Source organism: Nisaea sp. (genome assembly GCF_039990255.1).
Lineage (GTDB): Bacteria > Pseudomonadota > Alphaproteobacteria > Thalassobaculales > Thalassobaculaceae > Nisaea.
In genome coordinates this window covers 62,154-84,583 of record NZ_JBDXGG010000008.1, presented here as the reverse complement: position 1 = coordinate 84,583, position 22,430 = coordinate 62,154, and the positions used below count along the sequence as shown (strand labels likewise).

Here is a 22,430-nt window from a genome sequence, read left to right as displayed (position 1 = left end):
GACGGCCTCGGCGTCAGCGACGGCACGGAGACGGACGGCAACACAACCATCACCTTCTCCGACGGCGGCACCCTCACCGTAATGGGCGTCTCAAAGGCTGAGATTACCTCTGCAACAGGATGGGAACTGGGCTAACCGAACTCCGGACATCAAAGAAGAACCCAGACAGGACCAGCGGGACACGGCCGTAATCTCGGCCCGAACAGCAACACCTTCAGCGCCCATATCGCCCGGCAGATTCCGGAGCCGCGGCGCGACCTGCCGCCAACCGCCGTCGGCAAGGACTTCATTCCTGAAGACGGCATCTTCGCGGAGGCCCCAAGCGGCAACGGCTGCCAGGTCTCGCCGGAGTGATGCTGGCGCTGGAGGAAGACGTGGAAATAAATATGCTCGGCCTGGCGCTTGGCCTCGACATCAAGAATCCGGCCCTGAAACTGCCGGGCGTGGGCCGGATCGGGATGCCGGACTGACGCCCACCATCCAGAACATCACCCCGTTCGTTATCCCGGCCACCGAGCCGGGACCTTTTTGATCACAGGGCGGATATGATCATAGAGGAAAGCGTGGCCGAAAGGTCCCGGATCAAGTCCGGGAAGACGGTTTTTAATTGAGGGCTCGCTTTGCCACTGAACCCGCTCTCCATCACTACCCAATTACACCTTTCGCCAGGGCCTTGATCGCTTTGACAACGTAACCGACCCATGAAAACTCACCGGGCGCGATTTCAAGCAGTTTCGTCAGTCCCTCAAGTGTTGTCACCCCGACCGCACTCTTGAACGCCCACTTGATACCCTCGACGCTTCCCTCCCGCGCTGCTTTGAGTGCGGGCGCAAGCTTGGCTGCCAGACCGTTCCAGACAACGCTGATGACATTCTCGCCAGCCTCTTTCGATGGCCTGTCGGATGGATCGGCACGAAGGTCTATCCCTTGATCGCTGTCGACAGCCCCCGCAGATTCCCGAAGGGCCTCCGCAGCAGCGGCGTCAACCTGCTCGGGATCGCTGGCGATCGAGACGGCTACTGTGCTCGCGGCACTTACTTCGGCGGTCGATAACTCCTTCCGAGCCCCGTCGCGATAAGCGAGCCAAGCGTCGAATTGCGGGATAAACATCCCATGCGATCCGACGAGAGCAGCCAATTCTGCCGCCGCATCCTCCATGAGAATGTCGTCTGCCCGTTTTGCAAAAGCTTCGATCCGCTGTCCATGGATACCGAGGCCAATGATGTTGAGCTCGTCGTAAATGCCCCCCATGGCCTTTCGATATGCCTTCAGTGCCCGGTCGAAAGCAGGTGCATTTCGGCCCGGGTCGAGAGCTTCGAGGGCGGACAGTATCTCCTCATGCGCGCTCCAAGCCTGCCGGAGACTCTGATCCTGCGCCTCATCACGTGCTTCCGGAGGCGGGGACGGACGAAGATGCAATTTTTCGTCAGCACCCAACTCGAACTGGGCGCTTGCAGGTTTCTGCTCCGGCACCTTTGCCCGATATTTCGCCTCGATCTCCGCAATCAGCGCGTTGACGTGCGCCGCGCCCTTTTCCCACTCCTCGTCCAGGATCAGGGCGCGCTCGACCTCCAGCTCCTCGATCAGGGGGCGGGAGCGGGGATCGCCGGCGCCGCGCAGCCGGTCTTCGTACCATTCGGTCCAGACGGACCAGTTGGGATCAAGGTCGCGCAATAGTGCGCTGAGGCGCGACCAATCCGCCGCGATCTCGTCCGGTATAGCGTGCGGCCAAAGCGGCATCCGGCAGAGTGCCGCAGCCGTGATGCCGGACTCGATCGCGGCGGCGTCGGCGGAGGCGGCGGAGGCGGAGGCGGCGTAGGCGGCGGAGGCGGCTCTGGTGGTGGCGGCGTAGGCGGCGGCGGCGGCGGCGTCGGCGGAGGCGGCGTAGGCGGCGGCGGCTGACTGAGCCTCTCCGCCCCTTGTTGGCCATGTGCCCGCAACAAGGGGCGGAGCCATAGCACGCAAAAGCGGCAAGACGAAGGCGGCGGAGCGGTCCGCCGGATCTTTGAGAATGTAGGGACAGGATAATGGAAACACGCGCAGCGCCAGCCGCACGGCCATGGCGATGCATACCTCGCGCGGCTGCTTCTCGAACCAACGCTCCGCTTCGTCGCGATTTGAAAAATCGACCACGGCCCCTCCCGTGTCGATCCTAGTTGGCGGAGACGAAGAACGGAAGACGGGAAAGTTGGCTTACCCCGTTCGTTATCCCGGCCACCGAGCCGGGACCTTTTTGATCACAGGGCGGATATGATCATAGAGGAAAGCGTGGCCGAAAGGTCCCGGATCAGGTCCGGGAAGACGGTTTGGGGCGGAGGGACGTGGACGGGGTGATAAGCTGTGTGGGTGCCCCCTTTGGGTGGGGGTGGCTGTTTTCTGCGGGTCACAACATCCCGAACCGTCATCCCGTTGAAAAACGGGATCCAGAGATGGCCCGTGTCGCCCTACGATCCATGGATCCCGGATCGGGGTCCGGGATGACGATTGTGGGTGGGGATGACGGTTTTGGACGGTTGGAGCTATCGCTCCCCTATCCCGTGATCGCCTTCGTCTCCAGGAAATCCTCCAGCCCGAGCGGGCCATTCTCTCGGCCGATGCCGGACTGTTTGTAACCGCCGAAAGGCACGTCCGTATCGCCGTAATTACCGTTGATATAGACGTTCCCCGCCCGAAGCCGCCGCGCGACGCGCTGGGCTTTTTCCGGGTCTCCGGTCTGGATATAGGCGGCGAGACCGTAGGGCGTGTCGTTGCCGATCCGGACCGCTTCGTCCTCGCCATCGAACGGGATCATCACCAGCACCGGGCCGAAGATTTCGTTCCGGGCGATATGCATGTCGTTCGTGACATCGGCGAACAGGGTCGGCTTGACGAAATAGCCGGTCTCGAAGCCCTCCGGCTTGCCGAGTCCGCCGGTCACGACCTGGGCGCCTTCCTCGATGCCCTTGCGGATATGGCCCTGCACCCGGTCGAACTGGAGGGCGTTCACCAGCGGGCCGATATGCTCGCCCGGCTGTTGCGGATCTCCGACTTTGACGGCGGCGGCAAAGCGCTCCGCGAGGGAGACCGCTTCCTCATAGACCGCGCTTTCGACCAGCAGGCGGGTCGGCGCATCACAGGACTGACCGCTGTTGGAGAAGCAATTCTCGACACTGAATTGCACTGCCGTTGGCAGATCCGCATCCGCGAACAGGATGTTCGGTGATTTACCGCCCAGCTCCAGCGCCACACGGCGGATGCCGTCAGCGGCGGCCGTCATCACCATCTGGCCCGCACGGGTGGAGCCGGTGAAGGACAGCAGGTCGATTTCCGGATGGGCGGAGAGTGCGGCCCCGGTACCGGGGCCGTCGCCATGCACCATGTTGAAGACGCCCGGCGGGCAACCGGCCTCGGCCAGCACCTCGGCGACGATACCGGCAGAGAGCGGGGCGTACTCGCTCGGCTTCAGCACCATCGTGCACCCGGCGGCAAGGGCGGAGGCAACCTTGGCCATGACCTGATTGACAGGCCAGTTCCACGGGGTGATCAGCCCGGCCACGCCCGCCGCCTCGTCCCTGAGCGTGCTGCCGCCGCGCAGGCTCGGTCGCTCAAACACATGCGCTTCGAGCGCTTCGAGCGCCGCCGCCAGCAGGGCGTCCCCGCAAGGGGCCTGACTGTCCCGGGAGAAATCGCGCGGCGCTCCCATTTCAAGCGTCATCGCCTCGGCGATTTCATCCCGGCGGCGGAGATAGATCTCCAGCGCCCGGCGCAGCATATCCGCACGTTCGGAGGTGGAGGTCTCGCTCCACAGCTCGAACGCATCCCGGGCTGCCCGCACCGCACGATCCACATCCAGCGCGGAGGCCAGCGAGATCACCGCGACCGGCTGCTCCGTTGCCGGGTTGAGCACCTCGAAATCGCGGGCCTCGGACGGGGCAACCCAGGTGCCGTCGATATAGAATGCGCGCCTGTCCAGCATGGCTTTCTCCCGGTTATGAAGGCCTGATTATGCCCGCCTGATTATGCACGGCCTTGTGGGACAATTTCATATCCCGGCTCTTCAGGCTCGTCATCTTCCATTTCCGTCGGGAAACCGGGGGCGGTGATGTCGAGACCAGTTGCCTCTTCCAGACGCTTGATGATGTTCGGCGACAGCTCGCGCGACCCGAACCGCTCGATCCCGTCAGCGAAGATCTTGTTGATCAGCGGCGAGATTTCGAGCGGCACGCCGTGCGTCTCGGCGATTTCCTGGAACAGCCCGATATCCTTCAACACCAGATCCATGGTGAAGCTGATATCGCGTGAGCCGTTCAGGATGACCTGGCTTTCCGTCTCGTGAACGAAGGAGTTTCCAGAGGAAATCTTGATCGCCTCGAACGTGGTGTTGAGATCCATACCGGCCGCCTTGGAGGTGACCAGCGCTTCGCATACGGAGATGAGGTTGACGGTCGCAAGGTAGTTGGTCATCACCTTCAGGACCGACGCGCTGCCGAGGTCGCCCGTGTGCAGGATACGGCGGCCCATCATGGTCAGCACCGGCAGCATCTTCTCGAAGGTCGGACGCTCACATCCTGCAAGGATGGCGATGTTGCCGGTCGCCGCCCTGTGGCAGCCGCCGGACACAGGACAGTCGACGGCTTCTCCGCCCTTCGCCGTGACAAGGGCGCCGAGCCGCATTACCTCTTCGGCGTGGGTCGTGGACATTTCGGCCCAGATGGTGCCGGGCGTCAGACCCGCGAGAATGCCGTCCCCGCTTTCCATCACGGCGGCGGAAATCGCCGGACTGGGCAAGCAGGTGATGATCACGTCGCAAGCTTCAGCCATGACTTTCGGGCTCTCGCCAAAGGCCGCGCCCTTATCCAGAAAGGGTTGCACATGTGCCGGGTCGAGATCCCGCACCGTTACATCGGCACCGTTGCGGATCAGGCATCCCGCAAGTTTCGCCCCGACATTGCCGAGCCCGATAAACCCTATTTTCATTGCCATTCCCCGCTGTCTGGCGCTTCCAAACCGGGAAGATTGGCGAGCTGGGACGCAAAAGGAAATCGATAAATAATTATCGACGGATCAAGCTGCGCTTATGAAAGACGCGCCGAGAGGCTGGAACCTTTGGGCTCCTCCTCTCAGAAGCCGGAGGGGAAACCAGGGCCTCCTCGCTCTCGAACGTTCTCCAACGTGGCTTCCTTGTCCGCCCCCTGCGGATCTTATCCTGCAGCGCAGACAACCTCAGATTGCGCAACTTGCGGATAATTGGAGAGTATTAGCCATATAAAATTTATCTCTTAACAAATAAATAGCATTCCAAATCTCCTTATTCACAAATCATTAACCAACAAAAAATTCACTAACACTTAACGAAAATTAAAACTCAAAAAAATTGGTGGTTATCAAACAATACAATATTAAATATTTTTTTTCATACAACGCAGACTTTGTCTAGATGAACACAAGGCGGGGTTTTCGGTATGAAATTCTTCTCATTTTTGGCTATGGCAGCATGCCTTCTACCAGGCATTGCCTGGGCGGATATCACTGAAAGAGAGCTTCAGGTTGCGGGAAGAACCTTTGGGTTCATTAACGGTATTCCCAAAGGCGATGTCGTCATAGGAATAGTCGTCGATGAGGGCAACGCCGCATCGAAAGCGGAAGCCGATCAATTGTCGGGTCTGTTATCAGGGGGGCTGAAGGTTGCCAAGAACACGCTCCAGCCGAAGCTGATTCCGGTTTCGGCACTGGACTTCTCCGGCACCAATGTCGCGTTTGTGACGTCGGGGCTCGGCGCGCAACAAGCAGCGATTTTTGCCGCCGCGTCCGGCGCGAAAATCATGACGGTCTCAACCGACTTCTCCTGTGTCGATGCCAAGCAATGCGTGATGGGTGTCGCATCAAAACCAAAAGTGAAGATTCAGGTCAGTCAGTCCGCAGCCGGCGCAACGGGGCTTCAGCTCTCCAAAGCGCTGAAGCTGATGGTCACTGAAAGCGATTAATAGGGATTGGGGATTAAAGTCATGAACAACCTTTTCAAAAACACAGCTCTCTCGATCCTGCTCGCGGGAACCGCGCTGTCCACTGCACAGGCCAAGGATATCGACTACCTGACGTTCCAGGAGCTGTTCGACGAACCAGTAACGACAGGCGCAACCGGAACGCCGCAGCGTGTTTCCGATGTACCTCTGAATATGACGATTTTAACGGCAGAGGATATTCGCAGGTCTGCCGCACGGAATATTCCAGAGGCCCTGCGCCGCGTTCCCGGCGTGAACGTCCGTCAAACCGGTGTGAATTCCTATAATGTTGGCATTCGCGGCTACAACCAGACTGCAGCCGAACGCATCCTCATCCTGGTCGACGGCCGACAAGTCTATCAGGACTATTTCGGCCTGATCGAATGGAGCGCGATTCCCGTCGCGATGAGCGAGATCAAGCAGATCGAGGTCATCAAGGGCCCGAATACGGCGCTTTACGGTTTTAACGCTACCTCTGGCGTTATCAATGTCATCACCTACAACCCGCGTTTCGACGACGTTACCACAGCCCAGTTCTCCGGCGGGACAGGAGAGTATATCCAGGGTGACGGGACCGCGACCTTCCGCAACGAGCGGGGCGGCATCCGCTTCAGCGGATCCGGATACTCTCAGGATCAGTTCGCCCCAGAGGGCAACGTCGTCAATAACGTTAACGGGACTGCGAACGACAGCTATTACTCAAAAGCAGTCGCGTCGTACGAGATCATGGACGGGGTCGATATCGGGTTCGAAGCAAACGAAGCAAGCTCGAATGTGCTTTTCGCAGGAGCAAGCATCGTCGAAGTCGATAACAAAACATCCGCGATCAAGGTGACCGCCGCCGCCGAGTCGAATTATGGAACATGGGATTTCGCGGCATTCCGCAACGGTTCCGACACGATCTTCCGGGCCCCTACGGACACAAACTTCCACATGGTCACCGATGTGTTTCAAGCCAGCATTATTTTTAAAGTTGGCGCAAATCACACATTCCGCGTCATGGGGGAGTATCGGGATGTCTCCGGCAACGGTGTGGGCAGCCTGCGGAAAATGTCTTACGACGTAACAACCGGCAGCGGGCTCTGGAACTGGCAAGTCACGGACCAGATTCAATTGTCGAATTCAGTTCGCGTGGATTATCTGAGCCTGGAGCGGGAAGACGGCGCCCCTCAATATGATCGCGACATGACAGCTGTGAGCATCAATTCCGGGCTTGTCTACAAGCCAACGGATTACGACACTGTCCGGCTGACCTATGCACGGGCAGTGGATCTGCCAAGTTTCGTCGAATGGGGCCTAAGCTCGGAGACTGACATTTCCGTCGTGAATGATGTCAGTATCGGCTACTCGCATAATTTCGAGGAAATCGATTCCACGGTGTCAGCCAGCCTTTTCTACCAGGATATCGAGGATATGCAGGCTGGCCCCAATTTCTCGCCAAATGCCCCAAATCCGATTGACTCCTCCGCATTCGGCGGCGAGCTGGATCTCAGCGGCCGGTTTTCCGGGGGGTGGGACTGGGGCCTCGGTTACGCCTATGTGAGCACCGACGACACCGTCAGCCCGAATGCGCCTGCGACCCTGACGACCGGGTATGAAGATCGCCAGTCGGAGCACATGTTAACAGCCCGCCTCGGCTATGCAGTCGGCGACTGGACCTTCGATGTGTATGCGAACTACATGAGCGAGTACGATCTCCCCGAAGTGTCCAGCACCGCCAAGGTCGATGGGGTTTTGCTCGGCAGCGGTAAAATCAATTACCAGGTTATGGAAAGCATGACCCTGTCTCTTACCGGCAATGTTGGCTTGACCGGGGAAGAACCCCAGGCCGCCGGGCAGAACGTCGAAAACTCGGCTTACGCCTCCCTGACAGTGAAGTTCTAAGCACGAAATTTTAACCCCCATCCCCGCGCGGGGATGGGGTCCACACATTCAGGATCAAGCTGATGATGCGCCTCCTTGCCAATCTTTCATTCTCCATCAAGAGCCTTGTGTCTCCGGCAATTGGGTTACTCGCCATTGTTCTGATCGCTTTTATCGGCGTTACGAATCTGAAAAACCAGGTTCAGCAAACCGAAGCGATCGTGAACATGGACATGGAGGCAGCCCTCCTTCTCTCTGGCGTCCTCAAGGACTTGCAGAGTGTGAACGAGCGGCTGTTCGCCATGGCGTCGCAAATCGCAGCAGAGAATTTCAACGGCGACGTGGCTGAGACCAGCGCCCAACTCCAGGAAACCGTCCGATCCATCGTCGAAACGCTTGAGCGTTACAAAACGAGCGGCGTCCCGGACGGCACCGTGCAACAGATAGATTCCGCCATCACGGCAATCGGGACCTACACGGAAACAATCGAGTTCTTCGGCGTTATGCTGGAACTCGACTTCCAAGCGGCCGCCGGCGCTATCCCGGCATTCCGGGAAAATTACGAAAATCTACGAACAACCTTCAGCGCATTGGCTGACGAGGCACTTCAATCCGCGAGAAACCGTGCTGCCGACGCCTCCGCAAGTGCTGCGACTGTTCAGGTTCAGTACATCACGACCGTGATCCTGGCTGTCATTATCGTTCTTGTATTCGCCGCCCTGGTCGCGTGGGAAGCCGTCACATCGATCCGATTGATCGCCGACCGGACCATGCAACTGGCGCAAGACAATACGGATGTCGACATCGACAATCTGGCCCGCCGCGACGAACTTGGCGCCGTGGTCACATCCCTGCAGACATTCCGTGAAAATATTGTCCGAGTGCGGATGCTCCAGGAAGAACAAAAGGCAGGCGAAGAGCGCTCAACTGCTGAGAAAAAGCAGCTGATGCAGGATCTGGCCGCCGGGTTTGAACGCGATGTGCAGGACATCGTTCGGTCGGTAGCGTCGGGCACGACATCTCTTTCTGAAGCAATGAAATCCGTCTCAAGTTCGGTCGCGCAGTCATCGGATGTCGCGGTCGACGCGACATCCACTGCGGAAAGCACCAAGTCAAACGTCCATTCGGCCTCCGTAGCGACAGAGGAACTCTCCGCTTCGATTGCAGAGATTTCAGAGCAGGTCAGTCAGTCGATGAACCTGGTCGAAAGCGCTGTTGGCAAGACGGAATCCGCTGATGCACATGCTTCTTCGCTGACCGACGCGACAACCAAAGTGCGCGAAGTCATCGAGTTGATTTCCAACATTTCAAGCCAGACCAATCTCCTGGCTCTCAATGCAACCATCGAGGCGGCGCGGGCCGGCGAAGCCGGTAAGGGTTTTGCGGTTGTGGCAAGCGAGGTCAAGAACCTAGCCAATCAGACCCAGCAATCCGTCGAAGCGGTGGTGTCGGTGGTGGAGGAAATGGACTCCGCTTCAAGCAATATCGTCACGTCGCTGAAGTCCATAAAAGATGCGGTCAATAGTATTTCAGAGTCTTCCAGTATCGTTGCGGCCGCGGTCGAGGAGCAATCCGCGACAACCAGAGACATTACACAGAACATGCAGATCGCGGCTGAAGGATCGCAGTCAATTTCCGATCGGCTCGGCATCGTCAGCGGATCGTCGTCGGAAGCACAATCCGGCGTGGATAACGTCCTTAACGAGTTCCGGACTCTGAAAAGCGGCTCCGACAATCTGGGCGTCGCCATTCAAGGATTTCTGACGAAAATTCGCGAACAATAAGATAGCGGACTCCTCTGTCGGGCCGGCGGTGTTTTACGTCACCGGCCCGACAGAGAGCGCAAGAATACGTCTCCTTTGGCTGGCCGCATTCCTCGTTCCATTGCTTGAAGGCGGCCTGGATCTTAGTCAGCGCCTTAGAGGGCCGCCATCTGCTCCACCTGCCGCGCACTGTCACGGACCGCCAGGACCTTGGGCTTGTTGCGGATGCTCCCGGTATCGGCGAGGAGCGTCGACAGCCGTTCCACGCTCATCTCACTGTTCACTGCTATATCGAATCCGCCGAAGGCCTCTTCAAATACCGGCCATTTGCTCTCTATGAGCTTCCGGACAAACCCGGCCTGAAAGACCCGTTTGGACATTTCCGCGAGAACAGGCTTTTCTATGCGGGAGAGCCGGATAAAGACCGAAATCAGTAAGCTTTGCCGCGCGCGGTCACCGGCCAGAGACATTCGACAGCACCACCGCGCACGCCCACATACCAATCGTGAATATTGCAGGTCGGATCGCAATGGCCCGGTACCAGCTTCAGCTTCTCGTTGATCCGCAGCACATCGCCCGGATCGCGTATGGTGCCGTGCTCGTCGGAGCAGGCGACATATTCAACATCATCCCGCCCGAAGATCACCGGCAAACCTGAATCAACGCTCTGTACCTTGAGCCCCGCATCGCAGACCGCCTGCCCCGGCTTGATATTGCTCATCACAGAGGTCAGTAGGAAGAACGCGTTTTTAAATTCGGAGAGCGGCGCGCCGCTCTCGTCCCGGACCTGCTGGTAATCCGCATCCATGAAAGCATAGGAGCCGCACTGCAACTCCGTATAAACGCCCGAGCGGCCCTCGAACGGATAGGAGCCGGTACCGGCCCCGGTCACGCTCGGGCAACCGATGCCAGCTTCGATCAATCGGTCCCGCGTATCCCGCGCATGTGCAATCGCCGCCTCAATATGGGCCTTGCGCTCGGCGAAATCGCGCACATGCTGCGCGCCGCCGTGATAGGCCTGAATGCCGCGAAACGTGAGACCCGGCGCCGCAACGACAGCTTTCGCCAGATCGACCGAGGCCACCCCCGGCTCAACACCACAACGTCCGGCACCGCAATCGATCTCCACCAGAACTTCAATCTCGCTGCCGGCCCGCACGGCCGCGTCAGACAGCTCGGCGACATTGCCGATATCGTCGATGCAGACTCCGGCACGGACCTTCTTTGCCAACCGTGCCAACCGGTCGATCATCAGCGGGCTACGAACCTGGTTCGTGATCAGGACATCGGTAATGCCGACGCGCGCGAACGCTTCTGCTTCGGATACCTTTTGACAACAGACCCCGACAGCACCGCCTTTTTCGATCTGGTAACGAGCAACATCGGCCGATTTGTGCATCTTGCCGTGCACCCGCAGATCGACTCCCATATCCGCCGCGAAACCGCGCATGGTAGCAACATTCTGCTCGAATGCGTCGAGATCGATGACCAGGCAGGGCGTCTGGATATCACTTTCGCCCATACCCACCTCGGCCGGCACATCAAAGCCGACTTCCAGCGGTCCAAGCCCGTCCATCATTGTCATCCTCCCTCGCGTGGCCATGCGGCCAAGACAACCACGATCAACATCGACAGCGCCATGCCCTTGTTAATCAGGGATTGCGTGCGATCCGAGAGGTTCAGCCTTTTCAGTGAAACACCAGCCCAAAGCCAAACAAGATGCACCGGGATCCAGATCGCGTTGATGATCACGAACTTCACCGCAATCTCGAGACTCTGGCTCTCAACCATAAAATGGAACCCGGAAAAAAGCGTGGTATTTACCGCATAGGCTTTCGGATTGATGAGCTGCAATCCGAAACCGCCTATCACCCCCGGCGCACTCTGACGTTCCACAAAAGCGATTTTCGAGCCTGCCCAGCCGACCCGGAACGCCAGATAAAGCAGATAGGCAATGGAGCCATAGAGCAAAATTGGCCCAAGAACGGGGTTTGCCAAAACCACGGCAGCAATCCCGGTGACCACGAGAAGGGCAACCGCGTTGGTGCCGAGAAAAAGGCCGATCAGAAAGCGTGCCCCTGACGCAAAACCGTATCCCGCTCCAATGCCCGCCGTTGTCAGAACACCAATGCCAGGCGTGATAATCAAAAAGAAAATGGCCGCAGCGAAAGTCAGCATGAGAACTCGGAAAGTAAAGATCGGGCGAGGTTGTCAGGGAGACTATCCGTATACCGTGATCTGTCAAATGCTTCAGCTCCGACATCGCGATACCGAATCAACCCTAACCACTGCCCCCACCCAAAAGCATACCTCCCATGCAACCCGAAGCTTCGAAGTTAACGGCTTCTTTAACTTCGAGGTGATAAATAGATACGCTCTTTAGAGAGTGAGGAATCCAATGATCAAGCTCCATACACGACTACTCGGCTTCGCATTGCTAGCGTCTCTTCTATTTAATTCGGCGCAGGCTGCCGCTCTTACTTTAGCGGAAAAAGCATCGATACAGGCTTCCATGCAGCGGCACGTGGACGGAAAACTCGTTGATGGTGCCTTGCTCTATCTGGATCAGAAATCCGGCGAGGTACATCGGCTGCACCCCGTGACGGCACACCCCATGATCATGACCATGGGCGACCATTACGTCCTCTGCTTCGACTTCCGGAATGACGAAGGCAAGAACGTGCCCGTCGACTACTACATGGCGCGACGAAACAATGAGTACGTTGTGTTTCACACGGCTGTAGCGGAACGGGGATTGTTAAAGCGCCTGATGTCGGACGGGAAGATCGCAAGGTTGCGCTAAGCGCATAGCCTTGCACATCCGGGTGAAATGAAATGAACGCCAATCTGGCGCTGCAGAAACGTCTGAAAGTCAAATTGCTGGCTATTGTCGGCGTGGCTTTTCTCGCGCTTATTGTGCCAGGAATTTGGGCGCTCCTCCTGACGAACTCGCTCACAGACGAGGAAATGCTGGCAACCCGGGTTGGCAACCTGACGGCGCGCACCGCGCTCGCACTCGACCGGCATCATGCCTACGACAATCCGTTCCTGGCGCGGGACCTAATGTCCCCCCTAGCCGCAGACCGAGCATTTCTTTGCGCTGAAATTCATAAAGTCGGATATCGACCTGTTATGACGTTCCCCTCCTCCCAAGGCTGTCCGCCGGGTTTGGAAGGGAATGAAATCGAGATCCCGATATCCGCGGAGCCCAAATGGCGTCTGCGCGTTCTTTTCACCGATGTGGAACTGCGCAAAGCGCGACACTTCGAATATGTGCTGGGCATCTCGGCCATCGCTGTCGCGTTTCTCGCGGCAATGATTGCCGTCGCGACGGGATTCACGTTCCTCGTGGAACGACCGCTGACGCAACTGCTGACGACCATCCGTAATTCGTCCGAAACCGGGGAACTACAAACTGCGCACTGGCGGGGCAGCGATGAGATGGCGCTGGTGGTCCAAGCTTATAATGCGATGGTCGAACGCGAGCGTCAGCGTGATCGCGCCCTTGTCAGGGCGAACGAAGAACTGCGCCGTTCGGAAGCGGCTCTGAACGACCTGAACAGGCAGCTGGAAGACCGCGTCACGGATCGCACGCGAGAGCTGGAACTGGCGAAGAAATCTGCTGAATTCGCGAATTTCTCCAAAACCCGGTTCCTGCGCGCCATGAGCCATGAGCTGCGAACCCCGCTTAATGCGATCATCGGCTTCTCCGATATCATGGTGCAGGGCACCCTCGGCAAACTGGAAAACGACCGCTACCGGGAATTCTCCTCCGATATCCGGGACAGCGGCCGCCACCTGCTCAAAATCATCAACGAGCTGCTCGACATCGCCCGGATCGAAGCCGGGCAGGATACGCTCGAGGAAGAGATCGTCAGCGTCCAAGTACTCATGTCGGAATGCGTCCGGTTGGTGACCCCAATCGCCGAAGAGCGCTCTATCTCATTGCATAATTCCGAGATTGACCCCGAGCTCGTTCTCGATGTGGACGCGACGAAACTGAAACAGGTTCTGCTCAACCTGCTCGGCAATGCCGTGAAATATACGCCGAACGGAAGTAGCGTACATGTCGCCGTGACACTGCGGCCACGCCATGGGGATCCGCGTCGAGGCGGGATCGAATTCCACATCCGGGATACTGGGAAAGGCATGTCCCCGGATCAGATCCCACAAGCAATGGCTGCTTTCGAGCGTCTGGATAACGAGATTACAGCCGCCCAGAGCGGCACCGGTCTCGGGCTTCCGCTCGCGCAGATGATGATCGAACTACATGGCGGCTCACTTACTCTAGAAAGCGAAGTGGGAGTCGGAACCACCGTCTCAGTCTGGCTACCCGCCACACGCGTCGGATATTTGAGATCTGGTGCCAACGGCACACCTCCGATTCAGAAAGCCTGCTGATATTACCCTGACGCGCCGTCGGGCGCAGTGCCGACCCGGTGTCTCTCAGGTATGCGCCATCTCCGCGCAAAATCTCTCCTGCTGCACGCTTTGTCCGGAGGTTGGCGGCTCACGGGGAGGGAACGAGATTGAGCACCGCCTTCATTACCCGGTCGAATGAATCTCGGGCTCGGGACGATTGTGTCCGTCCGCGAAAATATCCGTGGACGAGGCCTTTTTCCTCGACCCATACGGCCTGCCCGCCTTCATCCCGAATCCGTGCGCAATAGAGGTCGCCGTCTGACGACAACGGATCGCATTCCGCCGTGAAAACGACGGTCGGCGGCAACCCCGAGAAGTCGGGGTCGGCGTAGGGGATGAGCCGCGGGTCGGAATAGTCTGGGCTGCCATTTGTGCGCAGCTTGAGATAGACGTCGAGATCAGCCTCGGCCAAGAGCGGGGCATGGGCGTGCGTGACGCGGCTGCAACCCTTTCCCGGGCCGCAAAGAGACGGATAGACCAGCACCTGTCCGATTGGGGGACACGGTAAAGTACGGGCATGATGTGCGAGGCAGGCGGCGAGGTTGCCACCAGCGGACTCTCCCATCAGCACGACCGGCTTTCTCGCTGTCCTGCTCAGCCACTCAAAAGCAATGCAAGCATCCTCGAATGCGGCAGGATGGGCATGTTCTGGCGCCAGACGGTAATCGACGGCCAGCACCTGAAACCCTGTTCGGGCACAGGTCTCCGCGCAGATATCGTCGTGACTTTCCAAACCGCCAAGAACAAAGCCGCCGCCATGAAAATAGAGGATGGCAACTCGGTCGTCGGGATCCTCGCGCTGGTAAAGCCGCACAGGAAGCCCACCCTCCGGGCCTTCGAGCGAGAAAGTCCGCGACGCGACATTCACCGGCGGGGCCTCGCGAAAAACCTCGGACATTTGATCATAGATCCTGCGGTTTTCCGCAATGGGCAGGTTCAGAGAGTCCGGCGGATAGAATCCGTTCATCCGATCAACAAAACCGAGGACTTCCGTATCCAGATAGGTGCGATAATTCATGCCTGAAATAATTCCAACACACCCGCCCCATTAGAAGGACAGATCAAATCCCATGTTCAATCCTTTTGTGGCTGCTCGAGTATTACATACCCGGCTCCGAAAGGCTCTCCCCCCGGCCGATCCACGCCCATGCCAGAAGGCAGCGGGCGAACTACCTGCATGGCTCTGCCTTTCGTTCAAACTTGGCGCGCAGAACCGCGCCTTCCAATCCGATCCAGAAAAACGCTGCCCTTGGCCGCGCCGGATGCCCGCAGGATTTCGCCCCCCCTACAGAGGAATAACCACGTTCCGTCAGATAAACGAGACCGGCCCGCATCAACGCCTTACGTGCGACCTGCGTCACCACTTCGTCCCGCTCGGGAAAGAGACTCGATCCTGAAGGCGGGAGAACGCTCACAGGCCCCAGATAAAACCCGCTAGAGACGAGAGGGCACTTTTCTGCCTAGAATTCACTGCCGGAAGAACTCTGGGAACATCTCGCCCCACGAACAACAGGGTCAACTACAAGGATGAGCTTTGGAACTTCAAAGTAGCCTCCAATTTAGAGCCACCCCGCCGCTAAGAAAGTGGTCACAAACGCCTGCGATTGCCTCCGACTGGTCTTACGGATGCTGTCCGCTCGATGCTTGCGCGCGGAGTTTCGGGCAGTTCGCCGGTCTGGTTGAAACCTGGCAGCAGCGGCGACCGGCCGGAGGCGGTCTTCCCCCACGCAGCGCCTTCGAAATCAATGACTTTGAGGCCTGGCTCGGGCGGATATTTATCGCCAAGATCAAACTCGATCCGATCGACATTCGCTTCACGCTCTGGGGTACCACGCTCGCCGATTGGTGGGGCGTCGATTACACTGGGGAATCGCTCGGGAAACAGTCGGAGAGTCCCGAGAGCTGGGCGACTGAACGCCGTTATTTCGAAGCCATGTCAAAGACCCCTTTCATCGGCATCGCCGGAGGCCTCCTCACACAACACAAACGCGACCATATCAAAGTGCTCGGCTTGGACTTGCCCATGTCGGATCACGGCGGCGCACTAACCCGGGTGCTGTCAGCACATATCAGAATAGATCTTGATCACAGTTTCAGAACGATAGCGCCGGACTGCACTGTCACGCCATTTGACGGAAGCGCCCCTTAAGCAGACCGCTCGGCTTCTATATCCGGGGGGCGCCTAGCAACCAAAGCCCCATCGCCGTGTAGCCCACCATGAAAAGAGCCAACAGGACCTGGCTGACGACGGCCTTGCGACCGGAGCCCAGACGATCCAACGCGATCATGTGGGCCATGCAAATACCGACAACATGGCCGATCGTGATGATCGCGGTCTGGATATTCCAGAGAACAAAGACAGTGTCCGGGCGGCTGAAGAAAGATGTGGTTACATGATACTGCGCAGTGCCAAACAGATCCCACCCCAGTGAGAAGGGGTCGGAGATCATCTGGTAGAGGTACTGGTAGTCGACCAGAAGCCGGGTCAGGAAATGGGAACCATGATAAGCGACCGAGATAGGCAAAATCGAATAAACCAAGCGCCCGGTCAAATCTCCCTCTGCATCTTTTGCGCCCGCCAGCCGAGCACCAACACGCACGCAGACATGATAGAGAAGCCAGATCAGCGCCCAGCTTGCCAGAAGCCCTAACGAATTCTGCCACATAACCCCATAGCGACCCGGGAAATTAAGTGGATTAAATCCAAGCATTCCGATCCAGCGGAAGGTCGTGGACCAACCGTCAAAGGTTCCTGCGGCCAGAGAAAGAAGCACAAAGGCCACGCCGCTTTGTGACAGTGACGGCAGGCTCACGGCATGCGCCCCAGGGAAACCAAGGCGTACATCTCCCGCCTTGCCTTTACCGAGAGGTGCAATTGCGCTCACCAAACGGAAATAGACGTGCAGGGGCTCGGCCCTCTCACACCAATCTTCTTTCCCAAACAACAACATGCCGACAAGGTTGAAGTACCAGAAAGCCGAAAGATTAAAAAACAGCCGACTCGAATCCATGCTGTAGGGTGAAATCAAATCAACCCAGATGAATATTAGAAACTGCAGGACAGCCAATAGATACCCGAAGCTGACAGGCAGTGTCATACGCGGCCGGAAATACCTGTGAGCAAGATCAACAAGCCCAGTCCATGGATTGAGCACCGCCCAGAGATTACCAAAAACGGCGCAGGCCAGCGTCATGCTGATCCAGCCAACGGTCCAGAGGACAAGAGGCAGCGGATTCCTTAAGGGGTCATACGAACCGTACAAACCGGCGGCCAACAGCACAAAAACCAGTACCGTAGAAGCGATAGAGAGAAAACGGCCGCCCCTATCCGAAAGCCGAAACAGGGACAGCGTCGTCGTGGCAAGACGATGGAAAGATTTCTGGGGAACCACTGCAAGCAATACGAAAGATGCTGCGACCGCCAGGGTCGCCCCCACGGTGTAAAAATTTCTCGGAAGAAGCAATATCAGACCGCCCGCAGCCCCATGGGCATAAGCCACCACCGGCATGAATAAAAACAAAGTGAGTAAGATTGGGAGAAAGACAGCACGCCTTTTAAAAAGCGATAAGCAGGACAGCATGTAATTCCCCCGTCTCCGGTCACATGGATGCAGCAAAGCTCTCAGCAAGCCAGACAGCAACCGCAATTCCTAGTGACCAACCCCAACATACTGGTGCAGAAGCGCGGTATTTTCCCGCACTTCGTCGATCGGAAACTCCGCCTTGATCTCTCCGTGATCCATGAAGGCCACACGATCCGCAATCGGCAGCACAGCATCGACACGCTGCTCGACCAGAAGCACCGCAACACCTGAGTCCCGAAGCTTCATGACCGCATCACGGATACCCGCAATGGCAGACGGCATCAGCCCCTCGGTCGGCTCGTCCAGCATGATCACCGATGGGGTGATGCACATGGCCCGGGCCATGGCGAGCATGGTCTGCTCGCCACCCGACAAGGTACCCGAACGCTGTTTCATGCGTTCCTTCAGGACCGGGAATAGCTCCAGTGCGTAGTCGAGGCCCTCGCGTCCCTGATCACGTGTGAGCAGGCCAATTTCCAGGTTTTCCCAGACCGTCAGTTCCGCAAACAACCGCCGCCCCTGCGGCACGTAACCGATGCCCGCTCTGGGGATTTCCTCGGCCGGGCGGCCGAACAGGTTCACATCGTCCAGCCAGAGCGCGCCGGAGGCGGGTTTTACAGTGCCCATGATCGCTTTCAGTGCCGTCGTCTTGCCGGCGCCGTTACGCCCGAGAAGGCACAGAACCTCGCCGCCACGCAGCTCGATACTGAAATCCCGCAGCGCCTGGCTGCGCCCGTAGAAGGCGTTATAGCCCTCGACCCGCATCACACTCATGCGCTCGCTCCGAGATAGGCTGCCTGAACGGCGGCATTGTTCATGATGGCGTCCGGCGTTCCCTCTGCAAGGACGGTCCCGCGCTCCATCACCGTGATCTGGTCGGCCAGGGTCATGACCACATCCATATTGTGTTCGATCAAGAGGACCGTGGTCGTCTTGTTCACGGCCCGAACCACTTCCTTGAAATTAGCGATCTCTGAATCCGAAAGGCCCTGCGTCGGCTCGTCGAGGATCAGCAGTTTCGGCTGCAAGGCGAGCCCCATGGCAACCTCAAGAAGGCGCTGATGCCCATATGCCAGCGTCCCCGCGACCTCCCCCAGCCGGTCACCGAGCCCGACGGTTTTCGCCGCCTCGGCCGCTTCCGCCTCGATATCCAACTCGCTTACATGATTGCGGCTGAGCAGACTGGGACGGAGCCGGTTATGGACCGCGACGCAGATATTTTCGAGCACAGACATGGAGCCGTAGATGTTCGTGATCTGGAAGGTATAGGCGATGCCCTTGCGCACCCGTTTGTGCGCCGGCATGCGGCTGATATCCTCCCCGGCGAACTCCACATTCCCCGAGGTCGATTTGATCCGGCCCGAGAGCAGGTTGACGAAGGTCGACTTACCGGCCCCGTTCGGCCCGATGATCGCGCGGATCTCCCCTTCGCGGATCTCGAAGTCCACATTCTCAACAGCTTTCAGGCCGCCGAAATGCCGGGTGAGCCCCTTGGTCTTAAGCAACACTACTTCAGCCATGGCAACCACCTGTCGCGAAGTGTTCCGAGAATGCCTGTGGGGAACCACAGCGTGACCACGATCAACAAGGCGCCGATCACGATCAGATAGGCTGTCGTCACGCCGCTGAGGCGGTCGATGAGCAGGGTCATCAGTCCCGTGCCGACGAGCGGCCCGAGCAGGGTTCCTGGCCCACCGACCAACGTGAACAACAGCGCCTCGATGGAGATTTTGAACTCCGCGAAAGCCGAGCCGATATAGCCGAACATCAAGCCATAGAGCGCACCGGCCACCCCCGAAATTCCACCCGACATGGTAAAGGCCAGAAGCTTGATTGCGTAGGTATCAAAACCAAGCATACGGGTCCGGTCCTCGTTTTCCCGCACAGCGATGAGCAGACGCCCCACCGGCCCCTGCGTGAAGGCGAACAACCCCAGCAGAACCACACCGAACACGGTGAGTGCCAGATTGTAGCGCGCAACGTCGGAGGTCATATCGACCTCCAGCCCGAACAGGGAGAAGCTGCGCGCAGTCGTTGGCAGTGTCAGCCCTTGATCACCACCAGTAAATTCCGAGAAGTACAGGATCAGGAGAAACGCGGCCTGGCTGAACATCAGGGTGACAATCATGAAGGAGACCGTCTGTGTTCTGAGCGCCAGCAAGCCGATCAGGAAGGACAGGACGACGGCGGCGAGGATGCCGGCCAGGAAGGCAACGGGAAGGGACACCCCGAGATAGTAACTCGACAGACCCGCTCCATAGACGCCCGCACCGAAGAACATCGCGTGCCCGAGGCTGACGAGGCCAGTATAGCCCATCAGGACGTTATACCCCATGGCGAAGACGGCGAGGATCAGGATCCGCGTGAACGCCAGGACCAGATAGTCCGACAGCAGGAACTGCAGAGCGAACAGACCTGCCAATGTCGCAAGGCAAAGCAGGAAGAGTTTCTTGTTATGGATAGACATCACCGACCCGCCTTTCCGAACAGACCCTGCGGTCTGAACACCAGCACAAGCGCCACCAGCAACGTCGAGAAGATCTTGGCGAGCGTCGGCGAGAAGAAGACGGAGAGCAGCCCGTCGGACATGCCGATCAGGATCGCGGCGGCAATCGTCCCCGGGATCGATCCGAGCCCACCGACGATGACGACGACGAAGGACAGCAACAGCGGATCGTGGCCCATCAGGTAATGCGCCTGCTGGCTCGGCACCACCAGGACACCACCAATGGCGGCCAGCATCGCACCGACCGCGAACACACCGGAATAGACCTTGGTCACGGGAATGCCGAAATTCTGCGCCGTCTCCTTATCGAACTGGGTCGCCCGCATGTAGAGGCCGACCTTCGAGTGACGCAGCAGGTAAAGCAGCCCTCCGACAAGGACGATGGCGACCGCGATGATGAAAAATTTGTAGCCGGAATAGCCAAACCACGGGAACCGGACCGTGTAATAGAACGGCGCATCCACGGCCTGCGCATCCGGCCCGAACGTGATCAGCGTCATCTGCTGGATGATGTACATCAGGCCGATCGTCGAGACGATGGTGGCCTCGGGATTGTAGTTGATCCGCTTCAGGATGGCCCAGTCGGCGGCCCAGGCCAGAGCGCCGACGAACACGGGTGCAATCAGCAAGGCCGCGATAAAGGGAACGTAAGGCGGCCCCGGAATCAGGTTGGCACAGACCCAGGCCGCAACCGCGCCAAGCATGAAGAACTCGCCGTGCGACACGTTCACCACGCGCATCACGCCGAAGACCAGCGACAATCCGAGCGCCGTCAGCATCAGTACTGATGCCTGCACGAGCCCTTCCAGCGTCGCCAGCAAGAGATAAGGAACAATATCCATTGAGTTTTTTGCGCCTTCGCCGCGCGCAGTTGACGGAGTCCCGCCGTCGCCACGGTATCGATTTCAGTAAAGGACAGCGGGCGCCGATCGTCCCGGCGCCCGCCGGTATCGAGAAGGATCAGAAGGACATCTTCGTGTAGTCGGTTTCATCCGGATACAGCGTGTCTTCGGGCGCTACCGCGTGGACCACCTTCAGCTTACCGTCGACCACCTTGGAGATGTACTGCTGGGCGAAGGCCTGGTGCGTCTTGCCATTGAAGACTTTCCGACCCTGCGGGAATTCGTTGCTTTCCTCAAAGCCAGTGATGCTTTCCAACGCTTCCAGCATGGCAACCTTCTGGTTCGGCCCCTTGTAGTCGACCATCTCCATGGACTTCTTGATGGTAAACAGCGTCTCCCAGACAGCGAACATGTGAGAGAAGGTTGCGACGCTTTTGGCATCGTCAACGCTTGTACCATTGGCATCCACACCAACCTTCTCACGATAGAACTTATCGAAGGACGTCTGATTCGCCTGGGCGTAGCGCGGCATGCCTTCCCAGAAATGCGTGCCTTCAAGATAGGCCAGCTGTGGAATATCCAGGGAAACCGCCTCAAGCGAGTCGATGAAGCCGAAGATCTCCGGCCGCTGGCTTCCCAGATGCTCACCCAGCTCCTTGACGAAAGTGAGCACGCCCGGTCCGACCAGTACGTGATAGATCACCTCGGCGTTGAGCGGAATGCGCGGCAGGTAGCGCGTATAGGAGGTCTCGGTCGGAGGGATTGCGATGGAGGCAACGATCTCACCGCCCTGCTCCTTCACAGCCTCCGTCAGGCTATCCCGGTGATTGTAGCCGAACGCATAGTCCGGATAGATCATGGCGACCTTCTTACCGAGATTATCCATCATCCATGGAGCCATGGAGCGGACCTGGCTCTTCACGTCGCTGATCGATGGCTGGAAAACATACCGGTTGAAGGCACCTTCCGCGAGAGAGTGGGTCTCGGAACAAAGGAAATATGGCATTTTCAGTTCGCCCGCGCGTGGCGCGCTGGCGGCGGCGACATGGGAGAAGAGGTGCCCGAAAACCGCATCGACCTTGTGCTCGGCGCTGAATTTCTCAACCGCTTCAACACCGCGCTTCGGATCGGTGCCGTCATCCTCGACGATCATCTCGACCGGCATGCCGTTGATGCCGCCCTGCTCGTTGATGAGTTTGACCGCCGCGACGGCCGTCCGCTCATACCAACGGCCATAGGCAGCGCCGATGCCGGTACGGTGGAACGGCGCGCCGAGTTTGATCACGTCGCCAGACTGGGCGACCGCACGTCCGATGATTCCCGGAGCGGCGAGCGCCGCACCAGACATAGCCATACCCTTGAGCAGCGTGCGCCGCGGCAAGGTCAAATTCTTCTTTGTACCGATAGTGTTCATCTTATCCAGTCTCCCGATTTAAGCCATTCCCGTGGGGTAGATCCTGTTTTCCCGG

Annotated in this window: 20 protein-coding genes; 7 read left to right on the top strand and 13 right to left on the bottom strand. The window is 58.4% G+C overall.

Annotation, left to right across the window (positions count from 1 at the left end):
• Positions 1 to 645: 645 nt before the first annotated feature.
• The 3 genes from ABJ076_RS07990 to ABJ076_RS07980 all read right to left on the bottom strand — a co-directional run bounded on the left by ABJ076_RS07990 (position 646) and on the right by ABJ076_RS07980 (position 4,956).
• A complete protein-coding gene (locus ABJ076_RS07990) occupies positions 646 to 2,133 on the bottom strand; it encodes a hypothetical protein (RefSeq protein ID WP_348202571.1) in 1,488 nt (495 codons plus the stop codon).
• Between the two features lie 397 nt (positions 2,134 to 2,530).
• Positions 2,531 to 3,955, bottom strand: a complete 1,425-nt coding sequence (locus tag ABJ076_RS07985; protein WP_348188981.1) for an aldehyde dehydrogenase family protein — start codon at positions 3,953 to 3,955, stop codon at positions 2,531 to 2,533.
• A 41-nt stretch (positions 3,956 to 3,996) separates the two neighbouring features.
• On the bottom strand, positions 3,997 to 4,956 hold the full coding sequence (locus ABJ076_RS07980) for an NAD(P)-dependent oxidoreductase (protein ID WP_348188979.1): 960 nt from the start codon (positions 4,954 to 4,956) through the stop codon (positions 3,997 to 3,999).
• Between the two features lie 485 nt (positions 4,957 to 5,441).
• Here ABJ076_RS07980 and ABJ076_RS07975 point away from each other — a divergent pair, with 485 nt between their 5' ends.
• The 3 genes from ABJ076_RS07975 to ABJ076_RS07965 all read left to right on the top strand — a co-directional run bounded on the left by ABJ076_RS07975 (position 5,442) and on the right by ABJ076_RS07965 (position 9,628).
• A complete protein-coding gene (locus ABJ076_RS07975) occupies positions 5,442 to 5,963 on the top strand; it encodes a YfiR/HmsC family protein (RefSeq protein ID WP_348188977.1) in 522 nt (173 codons plus the stop codon).
• Positions 5,964 to 5,984: 21 nt separating this feature from the next.
• The gene (locus ABJ076_RS07970; RefSeq protein ID WP_348188975.1) at positions 5,985 to 7,865 is read left to right on the top strand and encodes a TonB-dependent receptor; all 1,881 of its coding nucleotides are present in this window, start codon (positions 5,985 to 5,987) and stop codon (positions 7,863 to 7,865) included.
• Between the two features lie 62 nt (positions 7,866 to 7,927).
• Entirely contained in the window at positions 7,928 to 9,628 is a 1,701-nt protein-coding gene (locus ABJ076_RS07965; RefSeq protein ID WP_348188973.1) for a methyl-accepting chemotaxis protein, read from the top strand.
• Between the two features lie 134 nt (positions 9,629 to 9,762).
• On the opposite strand, the gene ABJ076_RS07960 is transcribed toward ABJ076_RS07965, so the two are convergent.
• The 3 genes from ABJ076_RS07960 to ABJ076_RS07950 are packed head-to-tail and all read right to left on the bottom strand — an operon-like array spanning position 9,763 to position 11,785.
• Positions 9,763 to 10,077 carry a DNA-3-methyladenine glycosylase I gene (locus ABJ076_RS07960; protein ID WP_348188971.1) on the bottom strand — a complete coding sequence of 105 codons (315 nt, stop codon included), beginning with the start codon at positions 10,075 to 10,077 and terminating at the stop codon, positions 9,763 to 9,765.
• Positions 10,038 to 11,186 (bottom strand): DSD1 family PLP-dependent enzyme, encoded by a 1,149-nt coding sequence (locus ABJ076_RS07955; RefSeq protein ID WP_348188969.1) that lies wholly within the window; start codon positions 11,184 to 11,186, stop codon positions 10,038 to 10,040. The genes ABJ076_RS07960 and ABJ076_RS07955 overlap by 40 nt, the downstream gene beginning before the upstream one ends.
• 2 nt (positions 11,187 to 11,188) lie before the next feature.
• On the bottom strand, positions 11,189 to 11,785 hold the full coding sequence (locus tag ABJ076_RS07950; protein WP_348188967.1) for a LysE family transporter: 597 nt from the start codon (positions 11,783 to 11,785) through the stop codon (positions 11,189 to 11,191).
• Positions 11,786 to 12,005: 220 nt separating this feature from the next.
• Here ABJ076_RS07950 and ABJ076_RS07945 point away from each other — a divergent pair, with 220 nt between their 5' ends.
• Both ABJ076_RS07945 and ABJ076_RS07940 read left to right on the top strand, forming a co-directional pair.
• The gene (locus ABJ076_RS07945; protein WP_348188966.1) at positions 12,006 to 12,410 is read left to right on the top strand and encodes a hypothetical protein; all 405 of its coding nucleotides are present in this window, start codon (positions 12,006 to 12,008) and stop codon (positions 12,408 to 12,410) included.
• A gap of 32 nt (positions 12,411 to 12,442) precedes the next feature.
• Entirely contained in the window at positions 12,443 to 14,008 is a 1,566-nt protein-coding gene (locus ABJ076_RS07940) for an ATP-binding protein (protein WP_348188964.1), read from the top strand.
• A gap of 109 nt (positions 14,009 to 14,117) precedes the next feature.
• On the opposite strand, the gene ABJ076_RS07935 is transcribed toward ABJ076_RS07940, so the two are convergent.
• Positions 14,118 to 15,047 (bottom strand): alpha/beta hydrolase, encoded by a 930-nt coding sequence (locus ABJ076_RS07935; protein ID WP_348188962.1) that lies wholly within the window; start codon positions 15,045 to 15,047, stop codon positions 14,118 to 14,120.
• A gap of 516 nt (positions 15,048 to 15,563) precedes the next feature.
• Between ABJ076_RS07935 and ABJ076_RS07930 the strand changes: the two genes are divergently transcribed.
• Positions 15,564 to 16,178, top strand: coding sequence for a PAS domain-containing protein (locus tag ABJ076_RS07930; protein WP_348188961.1), 615 nt, complete (start codon positions 15,564 to 15,566; stop codon positions 16,176 to 16,178).
• 16 nt (positions 16,179 to 16,194) lie between these two features.
• On the opposite strand, the gene ABJ076_RS07925 is transcribed toward ABJ076_RS07930, so the two are convergent.
• The 5 genes from ABJ076_RS07925 to ABJ076_RS07905 form a co-directional block, all read right to left on the bottom strand.
• Positions 16,195 to 17,610: a hypothetical protein gene (locus tag ABJ076_RS07925; protein WP_348188959.1), complete on the bottom strand. Its 1,416-nt coding sequence runs from the start codon at positions 17,608 to 17,610 to the stop codon at positions 16,195 to 16,197.
• 69 nt (positions 17,611 to 17,679) lie between these two features.
• Positions 17,680 to 18,387, bottom strand: coding sequence for an ABC transporter ATP-binding protein (locus ABJ076_RS07920; protein WP_348188957.1), 708 nt, complete (start codon positions 18,385 to 18,387; stop codon positions 17,680 to 17,682).
• On the bottom strand, positions 18,384 to 19,133 hold the full coding sequence (locus tag ABJ076_RS07915) for an ABC transporter ATP-binding protein (protein ID WP_348188955.1): 750 nt from the start codon (positions 19,131 to 19,133) through the stop codon (positions 18,384 to 18,386). Before ABJ076_RS07915 ends, ABJ076_RS07920 begins: the two co-directional genes overlap by 4 nt.
• On the bottom strand, positions 19,121 to 20,080 hold the full coding sequence (locus ABJ076_RS07910) for a branched-chain amino acid ABC transporter permease (RefSeq protein WP_348188953.1): 960 nt from the start codon (positions 20,078 to 20,080) through the stop codon (positions 19,121 to 19,123). Before ABJ076_RS07910 ends, ABJ076_RS07915 begins: the two co-directional genes overlap by 13 nt.
• Complete coding sequence (locus ABJ076_RS07905) at positions 20,080 to 20,961, bottom strand: branched-chain amino acid ABC transporter permease (RefSeq protein ID WP_323798226.1); 882 nt, start codon at positions 20,959 to 20,961, stop codon at positions 20,080 to 20,082. The genes ABJ076_RS07910 and ABJ076_RS07905 overlap by 1 nt, the downstream gene beginning before the upstream one ends.
• Between ABJ076_RS07905 and ABJ076_RS07900 the strand changes: the two genes are divergently transcribed.
• A complete protein-coding gene (locus ABJ076_RS07900; RefSeq protein WP_348198986.1) occupies positions 20,961 to 21,101 on the top strand; it encodes a hypothetical protein in 141 nt (46 codons plus the stop codon). The two genes, ABJ076_RS07905 and ABJ076_RS07900, sit on opposite strands and share 1 nt — an antisense overlap.
• Here ABJ076_RS07900 and ABJ076_RS07895 read toward each other — a convergent pair.
• Entirely contained in the window at positions 21,080 to 22,375 is a 1,296-nt protein-coding gene (locus tag ABJ076_RS07895; protein WP_348188951.1) for an ABC transporter substrate-binding protein, read from the bottom strand. The genes ABJ076_RS07900 and ABJ076_RS07895 overlap by 22 nt on opposite strands.
• Positions 22,376 to 22,430 lie beyond the last annotated feature (55 nt).

Bases quoted from the DNA above. Each gene is read 5' to 3' on its own strand.
- ABJ076_RS07935 (WP_348188962.1), bottom strand. From the start codon at position 15,047: ATGAATTATCGCACCTATCTGGATACGGAAGTCCTCGGTTTTGTTGAT.
- ABJ076_RS07960 (WP_348188971.1), bottom strand. From the start codon at position 10,077: ATGTCTCTGGCCGGTGACCGCGCGCGGCAAAGCTTACTGATTTCGGTC.
- ABJ076_RS07925 (WP_348188959.1), bottom strand. From the start codon at position 17,610: ATGCTGTCCTGCTTATCGCTTTTTAAAAGGCGTGCTGTCTTTCTCCCA.
- ABJ076_RS07950 (WP_348188967.1), bottom strand. From the start codon at position 11,785: ATGCTGACTTTCGCTGCGGCCATTTTCTTTTTGATTATCACGCCTGGC.
- ABJ076_RS07895 (WP_348188951.1), bottom strand. From the start codon at position 22,375: ATGAACACTATCGGTACAAAGAAGAATTTGACCTTGCCGCGGCGCACG.
- ABJ076_RS07985 (WP_348188981.1), bottom strand. From the start codon at position 3,955: ATGCTGGACAGGCGCGCATTCTATATCGACGGCACCTGGGTTGCCCCG.
- ABJ076_RS07920 (WP_348188957.1), bottom strand. From the start codon at position 18,387: ATGAGTGTGATGCGGGTCGAGGGCTATAACGCCTTCTACGGGCGCAGC.
- ABJ076_RS07945 (WP_348188966.1), top strand. From the start codon at position 12,006: ATGATCAAGCTCCATACACGACTACTCGGCTTCGCATTGCTAGCGTCT.
- ABJ076_RS07915 (WP_348188955.1), bottom strand. From the start codon at position 19,133: ATGGCTGAAGTAGTGTTGCTTAAGACCAAGGGGCTCACCCGGCATTTC.
- ABJ076_RS07955 (WP_348188969.1), bottom strand. From the start codon at position 11,186: ATGATGGACGGGCTTGGACCGCTGGAAGTCGGCTTTGATGTGCCGGCC.
- ABJ076_RS07975 (WP_348188977.1), top strand. From the start codon at position 5,442: ATGAAATTCTTCTCATTTTTGGCTATGGCAGCATGCCTTCTACCAGGC.
- ABJ076_RS07910 (WP_348188953.1), bottom strand. From the start codon at position 20,080: ATGTCTATCCATAACAAGAAACTCTTCCTGCTTTGCCTTGCGACATTG.
- ABJ076_RS07970 (WP_348188975.1), top strand. From the start codon at position 5,985: ATGAACAACCTTTTCAAAAACACAGCTCTCTCGATCCTGCTCGCGGGA.
- ABJ076_RS07940 (WP_348188964.1), top strand. From the start codon at position 12,443: ATGAACGCCAATCTGGCGCTGCAGAAACGTCTGAAAGTCAAATTGCTG.
- ABJ076_RS07980 (WP_348188979.1), bottom strand. From the start codon at position 4,956: ATGAAAATAGGGTTTATCGGGCTCGGCAATGTCGGGGCGAAACTTGCG.
- ABJ076_RS07905 (WP_323798226.1), bottom strand. From the start codon at position 20,961: ATGGATATTGTTCCTTATCTCTTGCTGGCGACGCTGGAAGGGCTCGTG.
- ABJ076_RS07965 (WP_348188973.1), top strand. From the start codon at position 7,928: ATGATGCGCCTCCTTGCCAATCTTTCATTCTCCATCAAGAGCCTTGTG.